Origin of the sequence: Oceanobacter mangrovi, from assembly GCF_019740315.1 — a bacterium.
Lineage (GTDB): Bacteria > Pseudomonadota > Gammaproteobacteria > Pseudomonadales > Oceanobacteraceae > Oceanobacter > Oceanobacter mangrovi.
The window spans coordinates 781945-803689 of the sequence record NZ_JAHXZR010000001.1 but is presented as its reverse complement, the minus strand read 5'-3'; the positions used below and the strand labels follow the sequence as shown (position 1 = coordinate 803689).

Genomic DNA, 21745 nt, shown 5'->3' with positions numbered 1-21745 from the left:
CTAACTAATGGTATTAACGACCGGTTTTCACGTTGGACCATGCGCGGTTCAGCAGACGGTCAAACTTGGCAGTGTGGGCCTGCTGTGGGAACAACTTGGCTTTCACGGCTTCAGTCGGGTAGATACCAGGATCGTTGATAACTTCATCGATGATCAGCGGCTCTGCGGCCTTGTTAGGTACTGCGTAATAGACGTAGTTGGAGATACCGGCAGCCACTTCAGGAGACAGTACAAAGTCGATGAACTTGTAGGCTGCATCCTTGTGAGGTGCATCGGCTGGAATGGCCATGGAGTCAAACCATACCAGGGTACCTTCCTTTGGAATGGCGTAAGCCACTTCAACACCCTGACCAGCTTCGTCAGCACGGCTGACGGACTGCATGATGTCGCCGTTGTAACCAACTGCCAGACAGATCTCGCCGTTGGCCAGATCGCCAATGTACTGGCTGGAGTGGAAGTAACGGATGTTGTCACGGGTGGCTTTCAGCAGGGCTTCGGCCTTGTCGAGGTCTTTCTTGTCTTCGGAGTTTGGATCCAGACCCAGGTAGTTCAGCGCGATTGCCATCATTTCAGCGGGCGAATCCAGTACCGCAACACCACAGTCTTTCAGCTTGGCAGCCATTTTTGGATCAAACAGCAGGTCGTAGGAATCAACCGGCATATCACCCAGACGCTCTTTCAGCTGGGCAATGTTGTAACCCAGACCAATGGTGCCCCAGGCATAAGGAACGCTATGGGCGTTGTTGGGATCGTGACGGGCAACCTTGGCCAGCAACTCCTTGTCGAGGTTGCCGTAGTTCTTCAGTTTGCTCTTGTCGATCTCAGCGTAGATACCAGCCTGGATCTGACGTTCCAGGAAAGAACCGGTTGGCACCACCAGGTCGTAACCTGTGTTACCCGCCATGATCTTGCTTTCCAGTACTTCGTTGGAATCGTAAACGTCGTAGTTCACCTTGATGCCGGTTGCTTCTTCAAACTTCACAACGTCCTGTGGATCAATGTAGTCGGACCAGTTGTAAATGTTCAGCTCCTTGCTTTCGGCCATGGCAGCGGCAGAAACAGTCAGGGAGATGGCAGAAGCCAGCAGGGCTAGTTTGGTCTTCATTCTCGGTTCTCCGGAAATGGTGTTCTCGTGGCAAATTTTGCTAGTTATGCTTGCTGTTTGATCGCGGCTTTTGAAGCTGCGGCCAGTTCTTCTCTGACCCCCACACGCTAAGTTCAGCGGGTGGGGCTTTCCCATACCCCCTCGGGGTTAGGCCTGATCAGCTTGCCGTCAGGCCGCGCCAGTACTGGGATGGCGCGACGTAACCAGGGTCAAAGGGCAAACTGCGTCTGACAAAGTGCACATTTGCGACCAGAACAAACCCGGTTAGCGTGTTTCGCAACAGGCCAACCTGGCTGCCGGGAACCGTTCCTGGTGCTTGCTCAACAAGAACCGGTTCTTACAACAGACCCAGGTAAGCCTCATATTCCACATCCGGAATACGCTGGGTAATATCCAGATATTCCTTGTGTTTCACGGCCGTAAACACATCAACGAACTCGTCGGTGAGGTAATGACGCAGCACATCGCTGCCCGCCAGACCACGGATCGCATCTTCCCAACGATTGGGTAAACGGGTCGACTCTTCGCTGAGCGCATAAGCGTCCCCTTCAATCGGTTCCGGCGCCGCGAGTTTATTCTCAATTCCATATAATGAGCCAGCAAGAACTGCAGCCAGAACCAGGTACGGATTGGCGTCTGCACCGGACACCCGATGCTCAATTCGGCGGGCTTCCGGATCACTTTCCGGGATACGTATGGAAGTGCTTCGGTTCTCGTAACCCCAACAGGCATAAACCGGTGCGTGCGAGCCTTCCATAAAGCGACGGTAGGAGTTCAGGTGCGGTGCAAACATCAGCATCGAAGCCGGCATGGTGGCCAGCAAACCGGCGACCGCGTTGCGCAGCATTTCGGTACCGTCTTCACCACCATCGTCAAACAGGTTGTTGCCATCGGCATCCACCAGTGAATAGTGAACGTGGAAACCGTTACCGGATTCCTCGGCATAGGGTTTGGCCATAAAAGTGGCGCTGTAGCCGTGTTTACGGGCGATACCTTTTACCAGACGCTTGAACCAGATCGCCTGGTCACCGGCATTGAGCGGGTCCTTCACGTGCACCAGGTTGATTTCAAACTGGCCAGGGCCCAATTCGGAAATAATGGTGTCGGCCAGTACGCCCTGCTGTTCACAGGTGCTGCGCACTTCCGCAAAGAAGGATTCGAGGCCGTCTACGTCCTCGATGGAGTAGGCGTCGGTGGTATTCAGACGACGGCCGTGGCCGCGATCCAGCACCGGTGGCTGTGGCCGCTGGATTTCTTCCGATGAACCATCCATCAGATAGAATTCCAGTTCGGTCGCCATGACCGGGTACCAGCCACGCTCGTGGTACTGGTTGACGATGTGCCTCAGCACCTGCCGCGGGTCAGCGGTGAACTCGGTGCCGTCCTGGTTCCACATCATGGCGTGCAGCTGATGACGTTCTTTTTCAGCCCAGGGTACTGGCACTGGCTCATCCTGAACCGGCATGCAAACGCCGTCGTTGTCGCCGGTTTCAAACACCAGCCCGTTTTCAGGAACGTCACCGCCCCAGAAATCCAGGCCAGAGACCGAACGAGGCAGTTTTACACCTTCTTCAAAGACCTTATCCAGCGAGCTGCCCAGCAAACGTTTGCCGCGCAGGTTGCCATTAAGGTCAACAATAAAAAGGTCGAAATCATTTTTTTGCATACTACACCAGTAGCTTGGGGGACTCTGGAACAACGCTGGTTAATTCGCAGTTGCCTGGCCCCTGTTTCAAGATTGATTTTCAGGGTTGAGTTGGCTGCGTGCAGAGCGGTCAATTCACAAAGCCGGATTGCACATTGCCATCAAATTGTGATCACATAAAACTTCACTGGCAAGCCACCTGGCAGCCTTCAACTGACCAATGTGTTACAAATCCGATGTTCAAAACCCATGGATAAGCACTCGCCGATACACATCACCCTAGAGCAGCGTGACGAAGCTGTAACTATCACCCAGTGGGTATACAGCAGTTTGCGGCGGGCGGTGATGCTGGGGCAGCTGCCTCCGGGACGGGCACTCACCATTCGTGAACTGGCCAGTTTGTTGGGCGTTTCGCCGATGCCAATCCGAGAAGCGTTACGACAGCTGTCAGCCGAAGGCGCACTGGAGATTCAGGGCAATCGGCGGGTGATGGTACCGCGCATGACGGCGATGAAATTCAATGAGCTGGTCGAGGCGCGTATTGCCCTCGAAAGCCATGCCGCCGCCCAGGCACTGCCCTACATGGATTCCGACAGACTGGCCCAAATACGCACATTGGACGACCAGATCGACGTCGCTGAAGCCGCGGGTGACGCCGAAACCGTGATGCAGGTAAACCAGGATTTCCACCGCCTGATCTACACCGCCAATCCTCATCAGGTCACCATGCCATTGATCGAAAGCCTGTGGTTACAGCTAGCGCCCTTTATGCGCGTTGCCGCTTCCAATCTGGTTGAGTATTACCAGATCGACCGTCACCACGAAGCCATGGAAGCCATCGCCCGACAGGACGCCATCGCCCTGCGTCTGGCGATTGCCGCAGATATCCGCGACGGCTGTGCCTTTGCCGCCAGCCCGGAAACCCTGCAGGCGCTGATCAGCGCCTGATCCATCTTTTATAACGCGAATAAATTCGCTCCTACACCAAACCGGCCCGTAGGAGGGAATTTATTCCCGAACCGTTTCCCTGCCCCCTTCCGAAACCATCCCGCTACAGCCGTCCTGTAAACACATCTCCGCTGTTACAAATCTCCCCCTGACTATCGGACAAAGACGACAAAGTACGCCAGTCGCACAGCCGGGTGTTGATCTTTCTATTTTGTGATCACAAAATTGTGATCACATTTTACAAGAACGACTCGCGTATCCTTGAGGAGGGAACATGACTTCAGCCATTCAGGAACTGGATGCCCAGCACCATCTGCATCCTTTTACCAACACCGGTAGCCTCAACAAAAAAGGCGCCCGCGTGATCAGCAAGGCCGAAGGTGTGTACCTCTGGGATGAACAGGGCAACAAGATCATCGACGGCATGGCCGGTCTGTGGTGTGTCAACCTGGGTTATGGCCGTACCGAACTGGCTGACGTTGCCGCTGAACAGATGCGTGAGCTGCCGTACTACAACACCTTCTTCCAGACCACCCACGCACCGGCGGCGAAACTGGCACAAGCCATTGCCTCTGTGACGCCGGGTGATCTCAACCGTATTTTCTTTGCCGGTTCCGGCTCTGAAGCCATCGACACCCTGATGCGTCTGGCCCGTCATTACTGGGCGATTCAGGGCAAGCCGTACCGCAATATCCTGATTGCCCGCGAGAACGCCTATCACGGCAGCACTATCGGTGGCACCAGCCTCGGTGGTATGAGCGGCATGCACAAGCAAGGTGGCCCACTGGTGCCAAACATTGCCCGCATCCGCCAGCCGTACTGGTACGGTGAAGGTGGTGACCTGAGCGAAGAAGAATTCGGCCTGCAATGTGCCCGCGCGCTGGAAGACAAGATTCTGGAAGTCGGACCGGACAACGTTGCCGCCTTCTTTGGTGAACCGATTCAGGGTGCCGGTGGCGTGATTGTGCCACCCGCCAGCTATTGGCCCGAGATCCAGCGCATCTGCCGCAAGTACGACATCCTGCTGGTTGCCGATGAAGTGATCTGTGGTTATGGCCGCACCGGTAACTGGTTTGGTTGCCAGACCTTCGGCTTCCAGCCAGACATGATTTCGATGGCCAAGGGACTGTCTTCCGGTTACGTGCCGATTGCCGCCGTGGCCGTTGGTGACCGTGTTGCCAACGCCCTCGCCGCCCACGACGAAGACTTCAACCACGGCTACACCTACTCAGGTCACCCGGTTGCTGCAGCGGTCGCGCTGAAGACCATTGAGATAATGAAAGAAGAAGGCATTGTTGAGCGAGTTGGCAGCGACATCGGCCCCTACTTCCAGAAAACCCTGCGCGAAAGCGTTGGTGACCACCCACTTATTGGTCATATCGACGGGGTTGGCCTGGTCGCCGGCATGGCTCTGATGCTCGACAAGACAACCAAAACCCCATTCCCGTCGAACGTTGATATCGGCACCATCTGTCGTGACCACTGCTTCAACAACGGCCTGATCATGCGTGCCACCGGCACCCGTATGCTGCTGTCACCGCCGTTAGTGATTACTCACGCCGAAGTGGATGAACTGTGCCAGAAAGCCCGTCACTGTCTCGACCTCACACTCGCCAGCGTACGTGAACTGGGAGTGCTGTCATGAGCGACATCAGTGACAGCAAATTTGCCCGCCAGCTGGCGGGCCTGATCGATCACGTCCGCCTGGCCGGTTTCCCCAACGAACTGGCTGCGTACCTGCGAGAGCTGGCCTTGTTTGATAACTGCCTGATGCTGGTTTACCACCCGGAGCGGCGGCCAATCATGGTGTATTCAGACACCGACCAGAACAGCCCGGCGATGGATCTGTACCTGCAGCGCTGCTACATGATCGACCCCTTCTACAATGCCCTCTATAAAAAGGACATTGCCGGAGTCAGCCGCCTCAGCAGCCTGGTACCAGACTCGTTCAGCCAGAGTGAGTACTACCACTCCTGCTACCAGCATTTTGACCTCGCCGACGAGATCAACCTGGTGATTCCGCTGGACGGTGGTTACATGTTTGATATTTCGCTCGGACGCCGCGCCAGTATCGGCAGCATCACCCGCGCCGAACTGAATCGACTGAACGAAAATGCCGCGATTATCAGCGCACTGATTCGCCAGTTCTGGCTTTCCAACGCTGACGAATTCCTGCCCGCCGACAAGAGCCGCAGCACCCTCACCCACGCCCTGCGTACCTTTGGTCAGGGCGTACTGACGCGCCGTGAACAGGAAATCACCGCGCTGATCCTGCAAGGCCACAGCTCACAGTCGATTGCCGAACAGCTCAGTATCAGTGTCGGAACGGTGAAAGTGCACCGCAAGAATATCCATGGCCGCCTGAATACCTCGACCCAGAGTGATATTTTCACCCTATTCCTCAATCATTTGAGCGAAATGGAAATACGGATTGTGGCCTGAAATCCGGTTTTCACGATGCAAATGCACCCACATGGGTGTATTTGCATCCGCTAGCCGGGCCTCTCACAGAGGCCGGATAGGGAGTAATAATTCATATGAGATCGGTAACCTGACATCATCAGTTTATGGCATTCATGATATCCATGATCCTTCAGCCATCCATTCATCTGAGAATCTATAGCAAACCCCAAGCCGAACAGAAATACGGCTACCGCGAATATCAGCCGCAGATCCCGAGCTTCATCGGCATTCTTTCCGATCACAATACAGAGATGAACCAACGGCACGACACCTACAGCTAAAAACAGACCAGATGGACGTTGTCGGGAAATAAGTTCGACGTTACGACTCATTTCGTCGAGCAACTCATAAGGTGCCGCAACGACAACCCAGCAGCACCCGAGTGCAAGCACATCCAACAGCAGTAGATACCAGTGTTTCTGAAGAAAAGCTGTCATAACGGTGATCACGATCCAGGCAAAACATTGCACAGAATCCTATCCATAAGATGAAAGACGGCCGAGCTAGCCATAGCAGAATTGAGACATCGAACAGAAAACCACGGCATTCTGCAAAATGGACCTCGACTACCACCAGCGCAGACAAGGCCCAACCTGCATTAATAACCAGAGCGCCTACTGCGCCACTGCCAACGTCGCTTTATTCAACAACGACAATGGCTCATTCACATCAAAAATCCGGGCTTTGATACCACTGATACCAAAGCTCTCGAGCCGCTCGGTATGCTTGATCAAATAGGCCTGGGCGTTTTCCTGGCCATCAAACAGATAGATGCCACCGGCTTCTTCCGTCGTGCGGTTTTCCGTCCAGACCTTCCAGATAAACCCCGGCTCATCATTAATGGTGGCAGCCAACTCCCCAAAGGCAGCGGTCATTTCCTCGCCGAAAGGACCGGTAAACGGGAAGTCGATTTGCAGCAGCTTGTACATGGTGCATCCATAGCAGTGAATCAAGGGGCGCCAATGTAGCAGCTGAAATATGACAGCAAACTGCAATTGCCCGCTTTGCAGCAGAAAACACTGTTTAACAAAGAATGCGGCATTCAGATCATTCTATTGCCAATTCCGTCTTGCCAAAGCATCTACGGCCAGCCGACATGCTGCCAGCAATAAAAAAGGCGCTTCCAATGGAAGCGCCTCCAAGCTCTCTCGAAGCTTTTAAACCTGCTAGGCTGCTTACTGGACCAGAGTCGCCAGTGCAGACTTCAGCTGCTCAGCCAGCTCAGCGTTGCTCAGCTCACCTTTTTCGGCATCAAAATTGTCACCGAAGTTAGGCACAGACAGCTGGGCTTTAACGTCCATTGCGAAGTAAGGCGCGGAGCCCGCTGCAATACCCAGAACGCTCTGTGCACCGCCAGGGCCAGGAGAGGTCGCCAGCAGCACGGAAGGCTTGTTCTGGTATACCTTCTGGTCGATACGGGAAGCCCAGTCGAACACGTTCTTGTACGCAACGCTGTAGTTACCGTTGTATTCACCGAAAGAAATCACCAGCGCGTCAGCTTCACCAATCTTGTTGAAGAACGCCTTGGCAGGTTCAGGAATACCGTTTGCCACTTCGCGGTCGATGCTGTAGATCGGCATTTCAAAATCGTTCAGATCCAGCACTTCCACTTCCGCACCGGCATTGGCAGCCAGCTGATTGGCAGCATGGGTAACCAGCTGCTTGTTGATGGAACCGCTGTGGTTGGTCGCAGCAAAAGCCAGTACTTTCATAGGGAATCTCCTCGATCCGTAGGTAAGCTTGATCAGATGAGTCCACTATAGATTCGCCACGATAAAAGATTAATAAGGCATTCATGGACTAATTGTTTCCATTTGGCTTTGAATCTTTAAGATCTGTCAGACATATTGGCAAACGGCAGCTGTTTACCCCCAACCAGGAGCAAACCGGATGAACTACAACCCCAACCTGCTCGACGGCATGGTGATCTTTGCCGAAGTCGTCAACGCTGGCAGCTTCACCAAAGCCGCCGACATCACCGGCCATTCCACCTCCTGGATCAGCAAGGAAATCGCCCGATTGGAAGAACGCTTAGGTGTGCGGCTGATAAACCGCACCACCCGTTCGCTGCACCTGACCGCCGACGGCGAACTGTTTTTCCAGCAATGCCAACAGATCATTGCCGAAGCCAACGAAGTCCAGAACGCCCTGATGGGTCACCAACTGCAACCCACCGGCACCCTGCGGGTCAGCTGTCCACCGAGCCTGGCGATTGTACGAATGCAAGAAATCTTTGCCGATTTCCTGCACGACTTCCCACAAGTCAGCCTTGAGCTGGACCTCAACAACCGCAAGGTCGACGTCATCGCCGACGGCTTCGACGTCGTCGTGCGCGCCACCCCACAGCTGGAAGATTCCAGCCTGATCAGCCGCAAGGTCATGTGCTGTCGTGCCGTCACCCTCGCCTCACCGGCCTATCTCGAACGCTACGGCACCCCGCGTAAACCGGAAGACATGCTCAACGGCCACAACTGCATTACCTACAGCTACCTGAAAAATCCACGGCTGTGGCAATACCGCAACCAGTACGGCATGGACGTCCAGATAGAAGTGAACAGCCGGGTAACCGTCAACAGCTCGGAAATGGAACTGGCACTCTGCCTGGCAGGCCACGGCATCGCCCGCATGCCAGACTTCCTGTTCAGCGACGAATTTGAAACCGGCAAACTGATCGAGCTGTTCCCCGACTATCAGCGCAGCCCGATTGATATCTACCTCATCTACCCCAGCCGCAAACATGTATCAGCCAGGGTACGGAGTTTTATTGACTATGTGGCGGAGAGGATGGGGTGACGCAGAGCGAATATTCACATGTTCGCGAATAAATTCGCTCCTACACGGCGATTTGACCGCCAGGAAGCTGGCAAAGCGCCATCCCCGGCAAATCCGGGGACGGGCTACAGAGGCAGGAAGTTACTTCTTGCCAGCAGCAATCGCGTACATAAATTCCAGTGCCAGCGTTGCGGCGGCAACGGAGGTGACGTCGGCGTGGTCGTAGGCCGGGGCAACTTCCACCAGGTCAACACCGCGGATATCCATACCGGCCATGCCACGGGCGATTTTCAGAGCACAGTCGGTGGTCATGCCGCCAGATACCGGGGTGCCGGTGCCAGGAGCAAAGGCCGGGTCCAGCGCGTCGATATCGAAGCTGACGTAGACAGGGCGATCACCCACGCGAGCCTTGATACGTTCCAGCACGCCATAGGCGCCAATGTCGTTGACTTCCGCGCCATCGATCACCTCAAACGGGTGTCCGTCGCGATCCCAGGCAGTACGAATACCAATCTGGATCGAGTGTTCGGTATCCAGCAAGCCTTCCTGTACAGCGTGGTGGAACAGCGTGCCGTGGTCGTATTTGCTGCCACCGGCATAGGTGTCGGTGTGGGCGTCGAAGTGCACCAACGCCAGCGGGCCGTGCACTCTGGCAACTTCACGAATCACCGGCAGGGCGATGAAGTGATCACCACCAAACACCAGGGTTTTCTTGCCGCTACCGGCGATGGCAGCGATCTGTGCCTGCAAGGCGTCGACCATGGTTTGTGGCTCACCATGCTTGAACATGATGTTGCCAGCGTCTTCCAGCTTCAGCACGTCGTCGAGGGCAAAATCCCACGGCCAGCGAGCACCTTCCCACATCAGGTTAGCAGATGCCTGACGCACGCCGGCAGGCCCGAAGCGGGCGCCGGGACGACCGGAAGTTGCCATATCAAATGGCACACCCACGACGACCACATCCGCGTCACTCTGGCTGAGGTCGGTCACTTGTGGACAACCCATGAAGGTCAATCCCATCATGCCGTAGAGAGGAAAATCTGCGTTGGCTGTAGAACCCGGTTGGTTGCTCATCGGACACCTGCTGCTTGTCAGTGATTGGAAAAATTCAGTTGGGGCAAGGTTAGCAGCGCTTCAGAATTAGTAAAATGCATAATATTCTTACCAAAATGCATACTATTAATAAGCTGCAGGCACCATGGCCCTCTCCTTTCATCAGTTTGACCTGAATCTGTTACGGGTGTTCGAAGCGCTGGTTTCGGAAGCTCACGTTACCCGTGCGGCGGAAAAGGTCTTCCTCAGCCAGTCAGCCACCAGCCATGCGCTGAACCGGCTGCGAAAGCAGCTCGACGACCCGATTCTGGTGCGTTGCGGCAATGGTTTGCAGCCAACACCCAGAGCGCTGGCAATGCTCGGCGAAGTGCGTGATGTACTGCGACGGCTGGAACAAACCCTGGCGCCACCCCGGGCGTTCGACCCGGCCACCAGCAAGCGGGTCTTTACCCTGGCTGTGACGGATTATTTTGAAGCCGTGGTACTGCCTGATCTGATGCCTGCCTTGCAGCAACTCGCGCCCGGACTGGTGTTCAACCTCGAAATGATTGGCCCCCAGGCCTCGCTGGCACGGCTGGAAAGCGGCGAAGTCGATCTGGTGGTTGGCCTCGACGACAGCTTCCGCATTCCCTCCCACCTGCAAATCAGTCCCTGGCGCGAGGAAGAGCCTGTCTGCCTGGTCGGCAGTCAGTTTGATGACCTGCCCGCCGCCCTTGACCTGTCCGCCTACCTGGCCTTGCCCCACGCCGTGATGCTGGATCAGAGCGATGCCAGCACCATCAATATCGACAGCATCGACCGCTGGCTCGAAGCCAACAAACTCAAACGACGGATCGTGGTGCAGATGATTAACTACCTCGCCGCCGCCCGCACCGTCGCCAATTGCCGGGCGGTACTGACGCTGCCACGCCAGATGGCAGAGATGTTCTGCAGCTGGCTGCCAGTGCGTTTGCTGGAAGCGCCGGATGAGTTGCCAAACTGGAATATGAAGCTGATCCAGCACCCGTTATACCAACAGGATGGTGGTATTCAGTGGTTGCTGGAGCAGCTGCGGCAGCCGTCTTCTCCGCCGCAGTAGGATCGACCATGCCCATCATGATCCCGGCGTATTGGGCGCGGCCTGTCAACAACGTTTGTCCAGGCATGCCTGGACCCTACGATCATGATTATCCAATCACCGAACTGCAGGATATGCCATGCCCATCGCCAAACCGGGTTAACGTTGGGCGCGGCCCAACCTACAAATACCAGCCACGCTCCAGCACGGTGATGTAGGAGGGAATTTATTCCCGCAACCGGCAGCCTTCTCAAACACCCCTACGAATGACTCAGCATGATATGCCGTACCACCGAGAAATCCTCCAACGCGTAACGCGACAGGTCCTTGCCATAGCCGGAGCCTTTCAAGCCGCCGTGGGGCATTTCACTGGGCAGGGTGAAGTGGTTGTTGATCCAGGTGGCGCCGTATTCCAGCTGGCTGGCGGCGGCCATGGCACGGCCAATATGGCTGGACCAGACTGACGACGCCAGCGCGTATTCTGACTGGTTGGCCCAGCCGATCGCCTGTTCGGCGGAATCACAGCAAGTCACCGAGACCACCGGGCCAAACACTTCCCGCCGCACGATCTCGTCATCCGGTCGAGCACCCACCAGCAGGGTCGGCTGGTAATAAAAGCCCGCTCCGGCCGGAATCTGGCCGCCCGTCGCCAGGCTGATGTGCGGCTGTTCCAACGCCCGTTCGACAAAGCTGGCAACACTGTTACGCTGGCGCTGGCTGATCAACGGGCCGAGGTCGTTGTGGCTGTCGTCGGCGAGGTTGTATTGCAGTGCCTGAATTCGTTCGGTCAGGCGTTCAATCAATGGCTGATACACCGCCGCTTCGGCGTACACATGACAAGCCGCGGTACAGTCCTGACCGGCGTTGTAATAACCATAGCGGCTGACGCCTTCGGCAACGGCATCGAGATTGGCGTCGTTGAGGACGATCACCGGCGCCTTGCCACCCAGCTCCAGATGCGTACGTTTGACGGTGTTACGGGCCGCCTGCAGCACTTTTTGGCCAGTCGATATATCGCCCGTTAGTGACACCATACGCACCTGACGGTGATGAATCAGCTGGCTGCCAACGCTTTCGCCACGGCCCAACACAATATTCACCACCCCGGGCGGCAGTACCTGATTGAGAATATCCGCCAGCACCAGCGCAGTTAAAGGCGTTTGCTCCGACGGTTTGAACACCATGGTATTGCCCGCCGCGATGACCGGCGCAATCTTCCAGGCCGCCATCATCAATGGGTAATTCCACGGCGCAATAGCGGCCACGACGCCAACCGGTTCACGGCGAATCATGCTGGTATGGCCAGCCAGATATTCCCCCGCTGCCGGCGCCTGCTGGTTACGCACCGCGGCGGCAAAAAAGCGGAATACATCGGCAGTGGCAAGCACATCGTCCTCCGCCACCTGATGGGCCGGCTTGCCACAGTTCAGTGCTTCCAGCCGCACCAGTTGCGGTGCCTGCTGGTCGATACCATCGGCAATCGCCAACAGACAGGCAGCCCGTTGCGCCGGAGATGTCTGGCGCCACAGCGAGGCTGCCGAACGCGCTGCCGCCACCGCCGCATCGACCTGCTCAGCCGACGCCTGCGGTAACTGAATCAGTTCTGCGCCGGTGCGTGGGTTAATCACAGCTTCCGGCTCACCCTCTCCGGCAACACGCTCACCGTGAATCAGCAAATGACCGGGTAATATGGTTTCAGGCATTAGCTTCTCCCCAAGGCTGAATTGGCACCATTACGTAACGGCAACACTTCCCGTGCGACCGGCAGGAAATAATCGACCATCGGATTGCGGGCGCCACCACGACGCCAAGCGAGGCCAATATCCAGTGTGTCGGTAACGTCGGTAATACGCCGCGCTTCGACCATATCGCCTTCCACTGACCAGGGCCGATAAGTCATGTCCGGCATCAATGCCAGCCCCATACCCGCTGACACCAGGCTGCGCACCGCCTCCACCGAAGCGGTTCGCAAGCTGATATTGGGACGCACCCCGGAAGCCTGCCACAGGCCGCGCAAGCGCTGCTCCATTTCATCGACATTGAGCTGAATCATCGGCTGTTCGGCGAGGTCTTTCAGGCTGATGCTGTCGAGCTGCAACAGCGGGTGATCCGGTGGCAACCAGAGCCGGTAATGGGAGAAGTTCAGCACTTCGGTATTGAGTGCACTGGCATAACCCAGATTCGACAGGATCAGTACACCAACGTCGATTTCACCACTGACTAACAGATGTTCTATATAGTCGCGTTCGTCTTCCACCACCCGCAGTTTGACTCTGTGATAGATACGCTGAAAACGCGCCAGCAGGTCCGCCAGATAATAGCCCGACACCAGACTGGTAACGCCGATGGTGAGTTCACCGGCCACCTCGTCGGTGCTTTGTTGCAGGCTGCGACGGGCGTTATCCACCGACGCCATCACCAGATAGGCCTGGCGCAGGAACTGGTGGCCCTGATGGGTCAGCTCCATACCCTTGGCATGGCGGCTGAAGAGACTGGCATTGAGGTCTTCTTCCAGCTGCTTGATCGCCGTGGTCAGGGTCGATTGCGAGATATGCACCGCCTGCGCCGCCGCCGATACCGAGCCGGTTTCTGCAATCGCGATGAAGTAGCGAATTTGCCGCAAACTCAGCATGACTGGTGTGATTCCCCCGTTTGCAAAACATCAAAAGCTGCCAATGTTGCCGTTCCCTAGCGGTTGCTCTCAGGCCTCCAGCCTGCGAATCGTCATCCGCGAATGGCGGTCACAGCGTCTGTAAACACAGGCCTGACAAGGGTTTTAACTAATCGCTTTTGGATATACCAGCGTTTTTAAGGCTTCAGCTATCTTTTTTTTAGAAGGCTTCTTTCTTAAATAACAATTGGAGCCAGAGATTTGATCCGCCTTAGCCTGATTTGGCCCTGAGAGCCGGTTGCCCCACCGGCCGATGGCAATGGATACCAAACCAACATCAGGCCAGAGGAAACACCATGTCGAAACATCATTTGCTGTTCACTACCCTGTTGCTGGCCAGTGCGGTTCCTGCACTGGCGGGCGGAAAAAACGAAGGCCGCGTGGATATCGTCGCCTGGCCTGGTTACATCGAACGGGGAGAAACCGACCCGGCCTATGACTGGGTCACCGAATTCGAAAAAAATACCGGCTGTAGCGTAAACGTAAAAACCGCTGCCACCTCGGATGAGATGGTCAGCCTGATGGCCAAGGGCGGTTACGACCTGGTCACCGCTTCCGGTGATGCGTCATTGCGTCTGGTCTACGGCAAGCGCGTCCAGGCCATCGATATCAGCAAGATCAAAGCCTGGGACACCATCGACAAACGCCTGCAAAACGCCCCCTGGCACACGGTCGACGGCAAACACTACGGTGTGCCGTTTGAGTGGGGCCCAAACGTACTGATGTACAACACCGATACCTTCAAGCAAGCGCCAGACAGCTGGAGCGTGGTGTTTGAACCCACCACCCTGCCGGATGGCAAATCCAACCAGGGCCGCGTACAGGCTTACGACGGCGCAATCTACATGGCCGATGCGGCGCTGTACCTGAAGTCCGCCAAGCCGGAACTGGGCATCCAGGACCCGTATGAACTCAACGAAAAACAATACGCCGCCGTGCTCGAACTGCTGCGCAGCCAACACAGCCGGATTCACCGTTACTGGCACGACTACAACGTGCAAATGAGTGACTTCAAAAACGAAGGCGTAGTGGCTTCCAGCAGCTGGCCGTTTATGGCCAACATCCTGATTGCCGAAGGCGCACCGATTGGCCAGACATTCCCGAAAGAAGGCGTTACCGGCTGGGCTGACACCACCATGATGGCCGCCGAAGCCGCCCACCCGAACTGCGCCTACGAATGGCTCAACTGGTCGATCACACCAAAACTGCAGGGCGACCTGGCCGCCTGGTTCGGTGCCGTACCATCAGTACCGGCCGCTTGTGACGGCAACGACCTGCTCGGTGCCGAAGGCTGCTCCACCAACGGTTTCGACAACTTCGACAAGGTGCATTTCTGGAAAACCCCAACCAGCAAATGTGAAAGCCAGGGCAGCTGCGTTTCCTACGCCCGCTGGACCAGGGACTACATCGCCATTATGGGCGGGCGCTGATAAGGGCCGGACGGAAATAACCACAGCGTAGGTCGGATCAACGAGCGAAGCGAGCGCCATCCGACAGACCAACGTCAGATGGCGGCCACTACGCGGCCTTATCAGACCTGCAGGCAAAACCGCAGGTGGGATAAACGAGCAAAGCGAGTGCTATCCGACACCCCAACGCCAGATGGCAGCACCAAGCGGCCTTATCAGACCTACCGGCAAAAACCGGAGGTCGGATAACCGAGCAAAGTGAGCGCCATCCGACAGACCAACAGGCTCGAATACAAGAATGACAACCAGAGAAGCACCATGACCAACGCCGTCGAATTTATTAACACCTGCCGCCGCTTTGGCGACGTCACCGCCGTCGACCGGGTGTCGCTGAACATTGCCGAAGGCGAGTTTTTTTCAATGCTGGGGCCTTCCGGTTCCGGCAAAACCACCTGCCTGCGGCTGATCGCCGGCTTCGAACAACCGGACGACGGCCAGATTGTGATTCACGGCAAAGACGCCACCGGCTTGCCGCCGTACCAGCGTAACGTCAACACCGTGTTTCAGGACTACGCCCTGTTCCCGCATATGAGCGTGATCGACAACATCGCCTACGGCCTGATGGTCAAGGGCGTGGCGAAAAAGGAACGGCTGGCACGGGCCCAGGAAGCGCTGGAGCTGGTCGCCCTGAAAGACCACGGCAGCCGCAAACCGGCTCAGCTATCAGGCGGCCAGCGTCAGCGTATCGCGCTGGCACGGGCACTGGTGAATCGTCCCAAAGTGCTGCTGCTCGACGAGCCTCTGGGTGCCCTCGATCTCAAACTGCGCGAACAGATGCAAGGCGAACTCAAGCGTCTGCAACGCCAGTTAGGTATCACCTTTATTTTTGTTACCCACGACCAGACCGAAGCGCTGTCGATGTCGGATAGGGTCGCCGTTTTTAACCGGGGTCGTATCGAACAACTCGATACCCCGCAGAATCTCTACAACCGCCCGGCCACCGAATTTGTCGCCAGCTTTGTCGGCTCCGCCAACGTTGTACGCGGCGAACTGGCCCATAAGCTGGCCGGTGTCGATGCCTTTGCCGTACGGCCGGAGTTCATCAGCGTCAACAACAGCGCGCTGACCGAACAGATCAATCTCAGCGGTACCGTCACCGATATCCAGTATCAGGGAGCCAACACCCGCATTGAGGTAGAAGTCGCTCCGGGGGTTTTGATCGCTGCCCTGCAGGCCAACACATTGCTGACTGAACAGCCATTACCGACTCCGGGCCAGGTCACTCATATCAGCTGGCAAACCGGTGCCATGGTCAGTCTGGATAGTAGCCGCACAGCGGCCGCAGGAGCCTGATATGAGCAGCGCCGTTTCAAGCAACCCGGCTGCCTTTAACAGCCACCCGGAGCAGCCGCGCAACCTGCTGCAACGCTGCAGTGATGCACTGTATCTGCAACCCCAACTGCTGCTGTTATTACTGCTGACACCACCGCTGCTGTGGTTCGGTTCCGTCTATATCGCCTCGCTGCTGGCACTGTTGTGGCAGGGTTTGTACACCTTCGACGATTTCACCATGCTGGTCAGCCACACGCTGACACTGAGCAACTATGCCCAGCTGTTTGAAGCCGCCAACTTCGACATCATCCTGCGCACCTTGCTGATGGCGCTGAGCGTGTCCCTGTTCAGTGCCATGCTGGCCTTTCCGGTGGCCTATTACATGGCTCGTTATGCCAGTGGCAAGACCAAGGCATTTTTCTATCTGGCAGTGATGCTGCCGATGTGGACCAGTTATATCGTCAAGGCCTATGCCTGGACGCTACTGCTGGCACAGGAAGGCGTCAGCAACTGGTTTATCGATCTGCTGCATCTAACGCCCGTGCTGAACTGGCTGTTGAGCCTGCCGGGAATCGGTGGCAATACGCTGTCGACCTCGAATCTGGGCCGCTTTCTGGTATTCACCTACATCTGGCTGCCATTCATGATCCTGCCGATTCAGGCGTCACTGGAGCGCTTGCCGCCGTCGTTGTTGCAGGCTTCGTCTGACCTTGGCGCGACGCCCGCAAAAACCTTCCGGCATGTGATTCTGCCCTTGTCAGTGCCCGGCATTGCCGCTGGCTCCATCTTCACTTTCTCGCTGACGCTGGGCGATTACATCGTGCCCCAACTGGTTGGGCCGCCAGGACTGTTCCTCGGCAGCATGGTGTACGTGCAGCAGGGTTCGATTGGCAATATGCCGATGGCCGCCGCCTTTACACTGGTGCCGATTGTGCTGATTTCGGTGTACCTCGCTATCGTCAAACGTATGGGGGCTTTCGATGCGCTCTGATTCTCAAAAAATACCAGGCGCCAGCCCGTGGCTGAAACTGGCTGCCTGGGGTGGCCTGCTGTTCCTGCATTTCCCGATTGTGGTGATCGCGATTTACGCCTTCAACACCGAGGAATCGGCCTTCAGCTTTCCACCAAAAGGCTTTACCACCAAGTGGTTCAGCGTGGCATTACAACGTCAGGACGTACTCGAAGCCATTGGCCTGTCGTTGCAGATTGCCTGTTTCGCGACGTTAATCGCACTGGTGTTAGGTACCCTGGCGGCGGCAGCCATGTATCGCAAGTCGTTCTTCGGCAAGGAAAGCATCACCCTGATGCTGATTCTGCCCATTGCCCTGCCCGGTATTATCACCGGCCTGGCGTTGCTGAACGGCTTCAAGGCGGTGGGTCTCGAACCCGGCATGCTGACCATCATTATTGGCCACGCCACCTTCTGCGTAGTGATTGTTTACAACAACGTGGTAGCGCGTTTCCGCCGCACCTCGGCGAGCCTGATTGAAGCCTCGATGGACCTGGGTGCTGATGGCTGGCAGACCTTCCGCTACATCCTGCTGCCGAATCTGGGCTCGGCCATGCTGGCCGGTGGCATGCTGGCGTTTGCCTTGTCGTTCGATGAGCTGATCGTCACCACCTTTACCGCCGGTCATGAAAAACCGCTGCCAATCTGGCTGCTGAACCAGCTCACCCGCCCGCGTGATGTGCCCGTCACCAACGTGGTAGCGCTGCTGGTGATGCTGGCCACCATGATTCCGGTCAGCCTGGCTTATCTGTTAACCCGCGACGGCGACAGTGTTGCCGGTAGCGGTAAATAACCCTGTAAACCCATTCGTACAGACATTCGTAAAGAAATTCGCAACGACCTGCAAAAGAGGAAACATCATGCTCAACAAAATGCTGATTAATGGCGAGCTGGTTAGTGGCACCGGCGCCCTGATGGACGTTTACAACCCGGCCACTGGTGAGGTCTTGTGTCAAATTGCCGAAGCCAGCGCTGAACAGGTCGATGCTGCGGTTGCTGCCGCTAACAGTGCCTTTGAAAGCTGGAGCCAGACCACCCCGTCCGCCCGTTCGACGCTGCTGCTGAAACTGGCCGATACCATTGAGTCGATGGGCGAAGAATTTGCCCGACTGGAGTCCAACGATGTTGGCAAGCCTTATAGCGCCGCGCTGAACGATGAAATCCCGGCCATCGCCGACGTGTTCCGCTTTTTTGCCGGTGCCTGCCGTTGTATGAACGGCTCCGCCGCGGCTGAATACCTGCCCGGTTTTACTTCCATGATCCGTCGTGACCCGGTCGGTGTGGTGGCCTCTATCGCACCCTGGAACTACCCGCTGATGATGGCTGCCTGGAAACTGGCTCCAGCACTGGCCGCCGGTAACTGTGTGGTCATCAAGCCGTCCGAAATCACCCCGCTGACCACCCTGAAGATGAGCGAAGTGCTGCAAGACATCTTCCCGGCTGGTGTGGTCAACGTGCTGTTTGGTGGCGGTATCAATGTTGGTGCGCCACTGACCAGCCACAAGGGCGTCAGCATGGTGTCCCTGACTGGCTCAATTCCGACCGGCCAGAAGATTGTTGAAAGCGGTGCCGCCAGCATGAAACGGACCCATATGGAACTGGGCGGCAAAGCGCCGGTTCTGGTGTTTGACGACGCTGACCTCGATGAGGTGGTTGACGGTTTACGTGCCTTTGGCTTCTACAACGCCGGTCAGGACTGCACCGCCGCCTGCCGTATCTATGTGCAGAAATCGGTTTATCCACAGCTGGTCGAAAAGCTCACTGCCGCAGTCGCTACCATCAAGATCGGCAGCCAGGATGAAGAAGGCGTCGAAATGGGCCCGCTGGTGTCCGCTGCTCAACTTGAGAAAGTCGCCAGCATGGTCGACAACGCTCGCGCGCTGCCGCACATCAGCATCACCACCGGCGGTAAAAAAGCCGATCGTGCCGGCTATTTCTATGAACCAACCGTAATTGCCGGTGCCCTGCAGGACGACGACATCGTCCGCAAGGAAGTGTTCGGGCCCGTGGTATCTATCACCGAATTTGATACCGAAGCCGACGCGCTGCGAATGGCCAACGACTCCGATTACGGACTCGCGTCATCCGTCTGGACCAGTGATACCGGCCGCGCTGCGCGCATCAGTGCCCGTTTGCAGTACGGCTGCACCTGGGTCAACACCCACTTTATGCTGACCTCCGAAATGCCGCACGGTGGTATGAAGATGTCTGGTTATGGCAAGGATATGTCGATGTACGGACTGGAAGACTACACCACCATCCGCCATGTCATGATCAAGCATTAAACGCAGGTAATCAGTGGCCTGAGCCACAGCACCCCTTTCGGCAGTCCCGTGCCGATACTCCTTGCCCTCTGGTTCCTGAACCGAGGGCTTTTTTGTTGCCGCTGGCCGGGCATCAGCTTGCGCAGGGTCCAGGCATGCCTGGACAACAGCGTTTGAAAACATTACAGCCGCTGTCGGGACATGTCCCGACCCTACGAATTTTGGGGAACAACCACAGGGTTGACCATGCTTGCGTAGGGTCCAGGCATGCCTGGACAACGGCATCACGAATTCCGGGTACAAAAAAGCCCCCAGAGGCGGGGGCAAAAAATTCATCCTGCGACCAAATAAAAGGAGGAAGAGCTGCGTACAGGGTGAACACAGCACAGCAGGACTGGTTGTGACCGTCACGGGAACCGCCACAGCAGGATGAAATGACTGGTACTGCAGGGTCAAACAGGGTCAAGCGCCATCAGGCTGGTGTGGATGCGGCCCCACCAGCCCAACGGTTAATCGGTCGATCAGCCTTGCTGCTGTACGAACGCCATGGTGTCGTCCAGAGCCTTGCCCATCTTCTCAACGATTTCGTCGATCTGCGCCTTGGTGGTGATCAGCGGAGGACACAGTGCCAGTGAGCTACCGGCAACCGGACGGCTGATCAAACCGTGTTGCTGACAGGCGTTAGCAGCGAAGTAGCCAACCTTGCCATCCGGGAAGGCAGCCTTGCTGTCCTTGTCGGCCACCAGCTCAACGGCGGCGATCATGCCAGCGCCACGCACTTCACCCACCAGTGGGTGGCTGTTGAATTCAGCCAGACGCGCCTGCAGGTATTCACCGGTTTCTGCCGCTTTGGCGAAGGTGTTGTCACGCTCGTAGATTTCCAGGGTCTTCAGCGCTACAGCGGCAGCCAGTGGGTGCGCGGAGTAGGTGTAGCCGTGGCCAAATACGCCCAGACGGTTGGTTTCATCAACCATGGCGTCGTACATCTTGCCAGGAATCACAGAGGCAGAAATCGGTACGTAGGAGGATGACAGCTGCTTGGCGAAGCTCATCAGGTCCGGCTTGATGCCCATGGTGGTCACACCAAAGTCGTTACCGGTACGGCCAAAGCCGGTGATCACTTCGTCAGCCCAGAACAGGATGTCGTACTTGTTCAGTACCGCCTGTACTTTTTCGTAATAGCCGGCTGGCGGCACGATCACACCGGAAGCTCCTGTGATTGGCTCGGCGATAAAGGCGGCGATGGTTTCCGGGCCTTCACGCAGGATCATGGCTTCCAGGTTGGCAACGATACGGTTAACGAAATCAGCTTCGGATTCGCCTTCGATCTTGCCACGCAGGTAGTGTGGCGCGTCGGTACGCAGAATGCCCAGCGCATCAATCGGCAGGTCGAAGTTGGTCTGGTTGATTGGCAAGCCAGTCAGACAGGCCGCTGCAACGGTCACACCGTGGTAGGAACGCTCACGGGCAATGATCTTGCGCTTTTCAGGCTTGCCGATGGCAGCGAAGTAGTAACGCAGCATCTTGATATGGGAGTCGTTGGCGTCAGAGCCAGAGCTGCCCATGAAGATGTGAGCGTTTTCAACCGGCACCATGGCAGACAGCTTGTCGGCCAGTTGCATGCCTGGCTCGTGTACCTTGCCGCCGAACATGTGGGCGTAGGACAGCTTTTCCATTTGTTTGGTCGCAGCTTCGATCAGCTCGGCATTGTTAAAGCCCAGTGATGCGCACCACAGGCCAGACATACCTTCGAGGTACTGTTTGCCGTGGTTGTCATAAACGTAGATACCATCACCGCGTTCGATGGTCATTTGCTCAACCGCCTTGAAGTTGGTGGTTGGATATACCATGTGAGACATATGCTGCTCCCGATCACTCCAGCTGCAATCAGCTGCGATATTTTAAAAACGCCGGCGACGGGTGTAGCTCACGGGCCGTCGGCTAACGTTGTTGGTGCTGGCTGCTGCGTGGCAACAGCCGAAATTTCATTTGAGCGCCCGTTACCACGCCGAGTGTG

Annotated in this window: 20 protein-coding genes; 11 read left to right on the top strand and 9 right to left on the bottom strand. The window is 56.6% G+C overall.

From position 1 onward, the window contains the following. Positions 1-13: 13 nt before the first annotated feature. Together K6123_RS03510 and K6123_RS03505 are read right to left on the bottom strand one after the other, a co-directional pair. Positions 14-1105 (bottom strand): polyamine ABC transporter substrate-binding protein, encoded by a 1092-nt coding sequence (locus K6123_RS03510; RefSeq protein WP_221794141.1) that lies wholly within the window; start codon positions 1103-1105, stop codon positions 14-16. A gap of 337 nt (positions 1106-1442) precedes the next feature. Then, entirely contained in the window at positions 1443-2771 is a 1329-nt protein-coding gene (locus K6123_RS03505) for a glutamine synthetase family protein (RefSeq protein WP_221794139.1), read from the bottom strand. A 228-nt stretch (positions 2772-2999) separates the two neighbouring features. Between K6123_RS03505 and K6123_RS03500 the strand changes: the two genes are divergently transcribed. The 3 genes from K6123_RS03500 (at position 3000) to K6123_RS03490 (ending at position 6140) form a co-directional block, all read left to right on the top strand. Then, the gene (locus tag K6123_RS03500) at positions 3000-3698 is read left to right on the top strand and encodes a GntR family transcriptional regulator (protein ID WP_221794137.1); all 699 of its coding nucleotides are present in this window, start codon (positions 3000-3002) and stop codon (positions 3696-3698) included. 274 nt (positions 3699-3972) lie between these two features. Further along, positions 3973-5343 (top strand): aspartate aminotransferase family protein, encoded by a 1371-nt coding sequence (locus K6123_RS03495; RefSeq protein WP_221794135.1) that lies wholly within the window; start codon positions 3973-3975, stop codon positions 5341-5343. Then, positions 5340-6140 (top strand): helix-turn-helix transcriptional regulator, encoded by an 801-nt coding sequence (locus tag K6123_RS03490; protein WP_221794133.1) that lies wholly within the window; start codon positions 5340-5342, stop codon positions 6138-6140. The genes K6123_RS03495 and K6123_RS03490 overlap by 4 nt, the downstream gene beginning before the upstream one ends. Before the next feature lie 50 nt (positions 6141-6190). Here K6123_RS03490 and K6123_RS03485 read toward each other — a convergent pair whose 3' ends face one another. From K6123_RS03485 to K6123_RS03475, 3 genes are all read right to left on the bottom strand, one after another. Then, positions 6191-6631 carry a hypothetical protein gene (locus K6123_RS03485; RefSeq protein WP_221794131.1) on the bottom strand — a complete coding sequence of 147 codons (441 nt, stop codon included), beginning with the start codon at positions 6629-6631 and terminating at the stop codon, positions 6191-6193. Positions 6632-6775: 144 nt separating this feature from the next. Next, positions 6776-7090 carry a monooxygenase gene (locus tag K6123_RS03480; protein ID WP_221794129.1) on the bottom strand — a complete coding sequence of 105 codons (315 nt, stop codon included), beginning with the start codon at positions 7088-7090 and terminating at the stop codon, positions 6776-6778. 246 nt (positions 7091-7336) lie between these two features. Then, positions 7337-7873, bottom strand: a complete 537-nt coding sequence (locus K6123_RS03475; RefSeq protein ID WP_221794127.1) for an NADPH-dependent FMN reductase — start codon at positions 7871-7873, stop codon at positions 7337-7339. Positions 7874-8051: 178 nt separating this feature from the next. Between K6123_RS03475 and K6123_RS03470 the strand changes: the two genes are divergently transcribed. Beyond that, complete coding sequence (locus K6123_RS03470; protein WP_221794125.1) at positions 8052-8954, top strand: LysR family transcriptional regulator; 903 nt, start codon at positions 8052-8054, stop codon at positions 8952-8954. Between the two features lie 120 nt (positions 8955-9074). Here K6123_RS03470 and speB read toward each other — a convergent pair whose 3' ends face one another. Next, positions 9075-10007, bottom strand: a complete 933-nt coding sequence (gene speB, locus K6123_RS03465; protein ID WP_221794123.1) for an agmatinase — start codon at positions 10005-10007, stop codon at positions 9075-9077. 124 nt (positions 10008-10131) lie between these two features. Between speB and K6123_RS03460 the strand changes: the two genes are divergently transcribed. Both K6123_RS03460 and K6123_RS03455 read left to right on the top strand, forming a co-directional pair. Then, the gene (locus K6123_RS03460; RefSeq protein WP_221794122.1) at positions 10132-11064 is read left to right on the top strand and encodes a LysR family transcriptional regulator; all 933 of its coding nucleotides are present in this window, start codon (positions 10132-10134) and stop codon (positions 11062-11064) included. 8 nt (positions 11065-11072) lie between these two features. Next, positions 11073-11261 carry a hypothetical protein gene (locus K6123_RS03455; protein WP_221794120.1) on the top strand — a complete coding sequence of 63 codons (189 nt, stop codon included), beginning with the start codon at positions 11073-11075 and terminating at the stop codon, positions 11259-11261. Positions 11262-11303: 42 nt separating this feature from the next. Here the strand turns inward: K6123_RS03455 and K6123_RS03450 are convergent, their stop codons facing one another. Then, entirely contained in the window at positions 11304-12746 is a 1443-nt protein-coding gene (locus tag K6123_RS03450; RefSeq protein ID WP_221794118.1) for a gamma-aminobutyraldehyde dehydrogenase, read from the bottom strand. Continuing rightward, positions 12746-13675, bottom strand: coding sequence for a LysR family transcriptional regulator (locus K6123_RS03445; RefSeq protein ID WP_221794116.1), 930 nt, complete (start codon positions 13673-13675; stop codon positions 12746-12748). The genes K6123_RS03450 and K6123_RS03445 overlap by 1 nt, the downstream gene beginning before the upstream one ends. A 335-nt stretch (positions 13676-14010) precedes the next feature. Between K6123_RS03445 and K6123_RS03440 the strand changes: the two genes are divergently transcribed. From K6123_RS03440 to K6123_RS03420, 5 genes are all read left to right on the top strand, one after another. Beyond that, positions 14011-15144: an ABC transporter substrate-binding protein gene (locus K6123_RS03440; RefSeq protein ID WP_221794113.1), complete on the top strand. Its 1134-nt coding sequence runs from the start codon at positions 14011-14013 to the stop codon at positions 15142-15144. A 297-nt stretch (positions 15145-15441) separates the two neighbouring features. Continuing rightward, positions 15442-16476, top strand: coding sequence for an ABC transporter ATP-binding protein (locus tag K6123_RS03435; RefSeq protein WP_221794111.1), 1035 nt, complete (start codon positions 15442-15444; stop codon positions 16474-16476). 1 nt (position 16477) lies between these two features. Continuing rightward, positions 16478-17446 (top strand): ABC transporter permease, encoded by a 969-nt coding sequence (locus K6123_RS03430; RefSeq protein ID WP_221794109.1) that lies wholly within the window; start codon positions 16478-16480, stop codon positions 17444-17446. Then, positions 17436-18257: an ABC transporter permease gene (locus K6123_RS03425; RefSeq protein WP_221794107.1), complete on the top strand. Its 822-nt coding sequence runs from the start codon at positions 17436-17438 to the stop codon at positions 18255-18257. The genes K6123_RS03430 and K6123_RS03425 overlap by 11 nt, the downstream gene beginning before the upstream one ends. 67 nt (positions 18258-18324) lie before the next feature. Next, entirely contained in the window at positions 18325-19749 is a 1425-nt protein-coding gene (locus tag K6123_RS03420; RefSeq protein ID WP_221794105.1) for a gamma-aminobutyraldehyde dehydrogenase, read from the top strand. A gap of 500 nt (positions 19750-20249) precedes the next feature. On the opposite strand, the gene K6123_RS03415 is transcribed toward K6123_RS03420, so the two are convergent. Next, on the bottom strand, positions 20250-21587 hold the full coding sequence (locus K6123_RS03415) for an aminotransferase (protein ID WP_221794103.1): 1338 nt from the start codon (positions 21585-21587) through the stop codon (positions 20250-20252). Positions 21588-21745 lie beyond the last annotated feature (158 nt).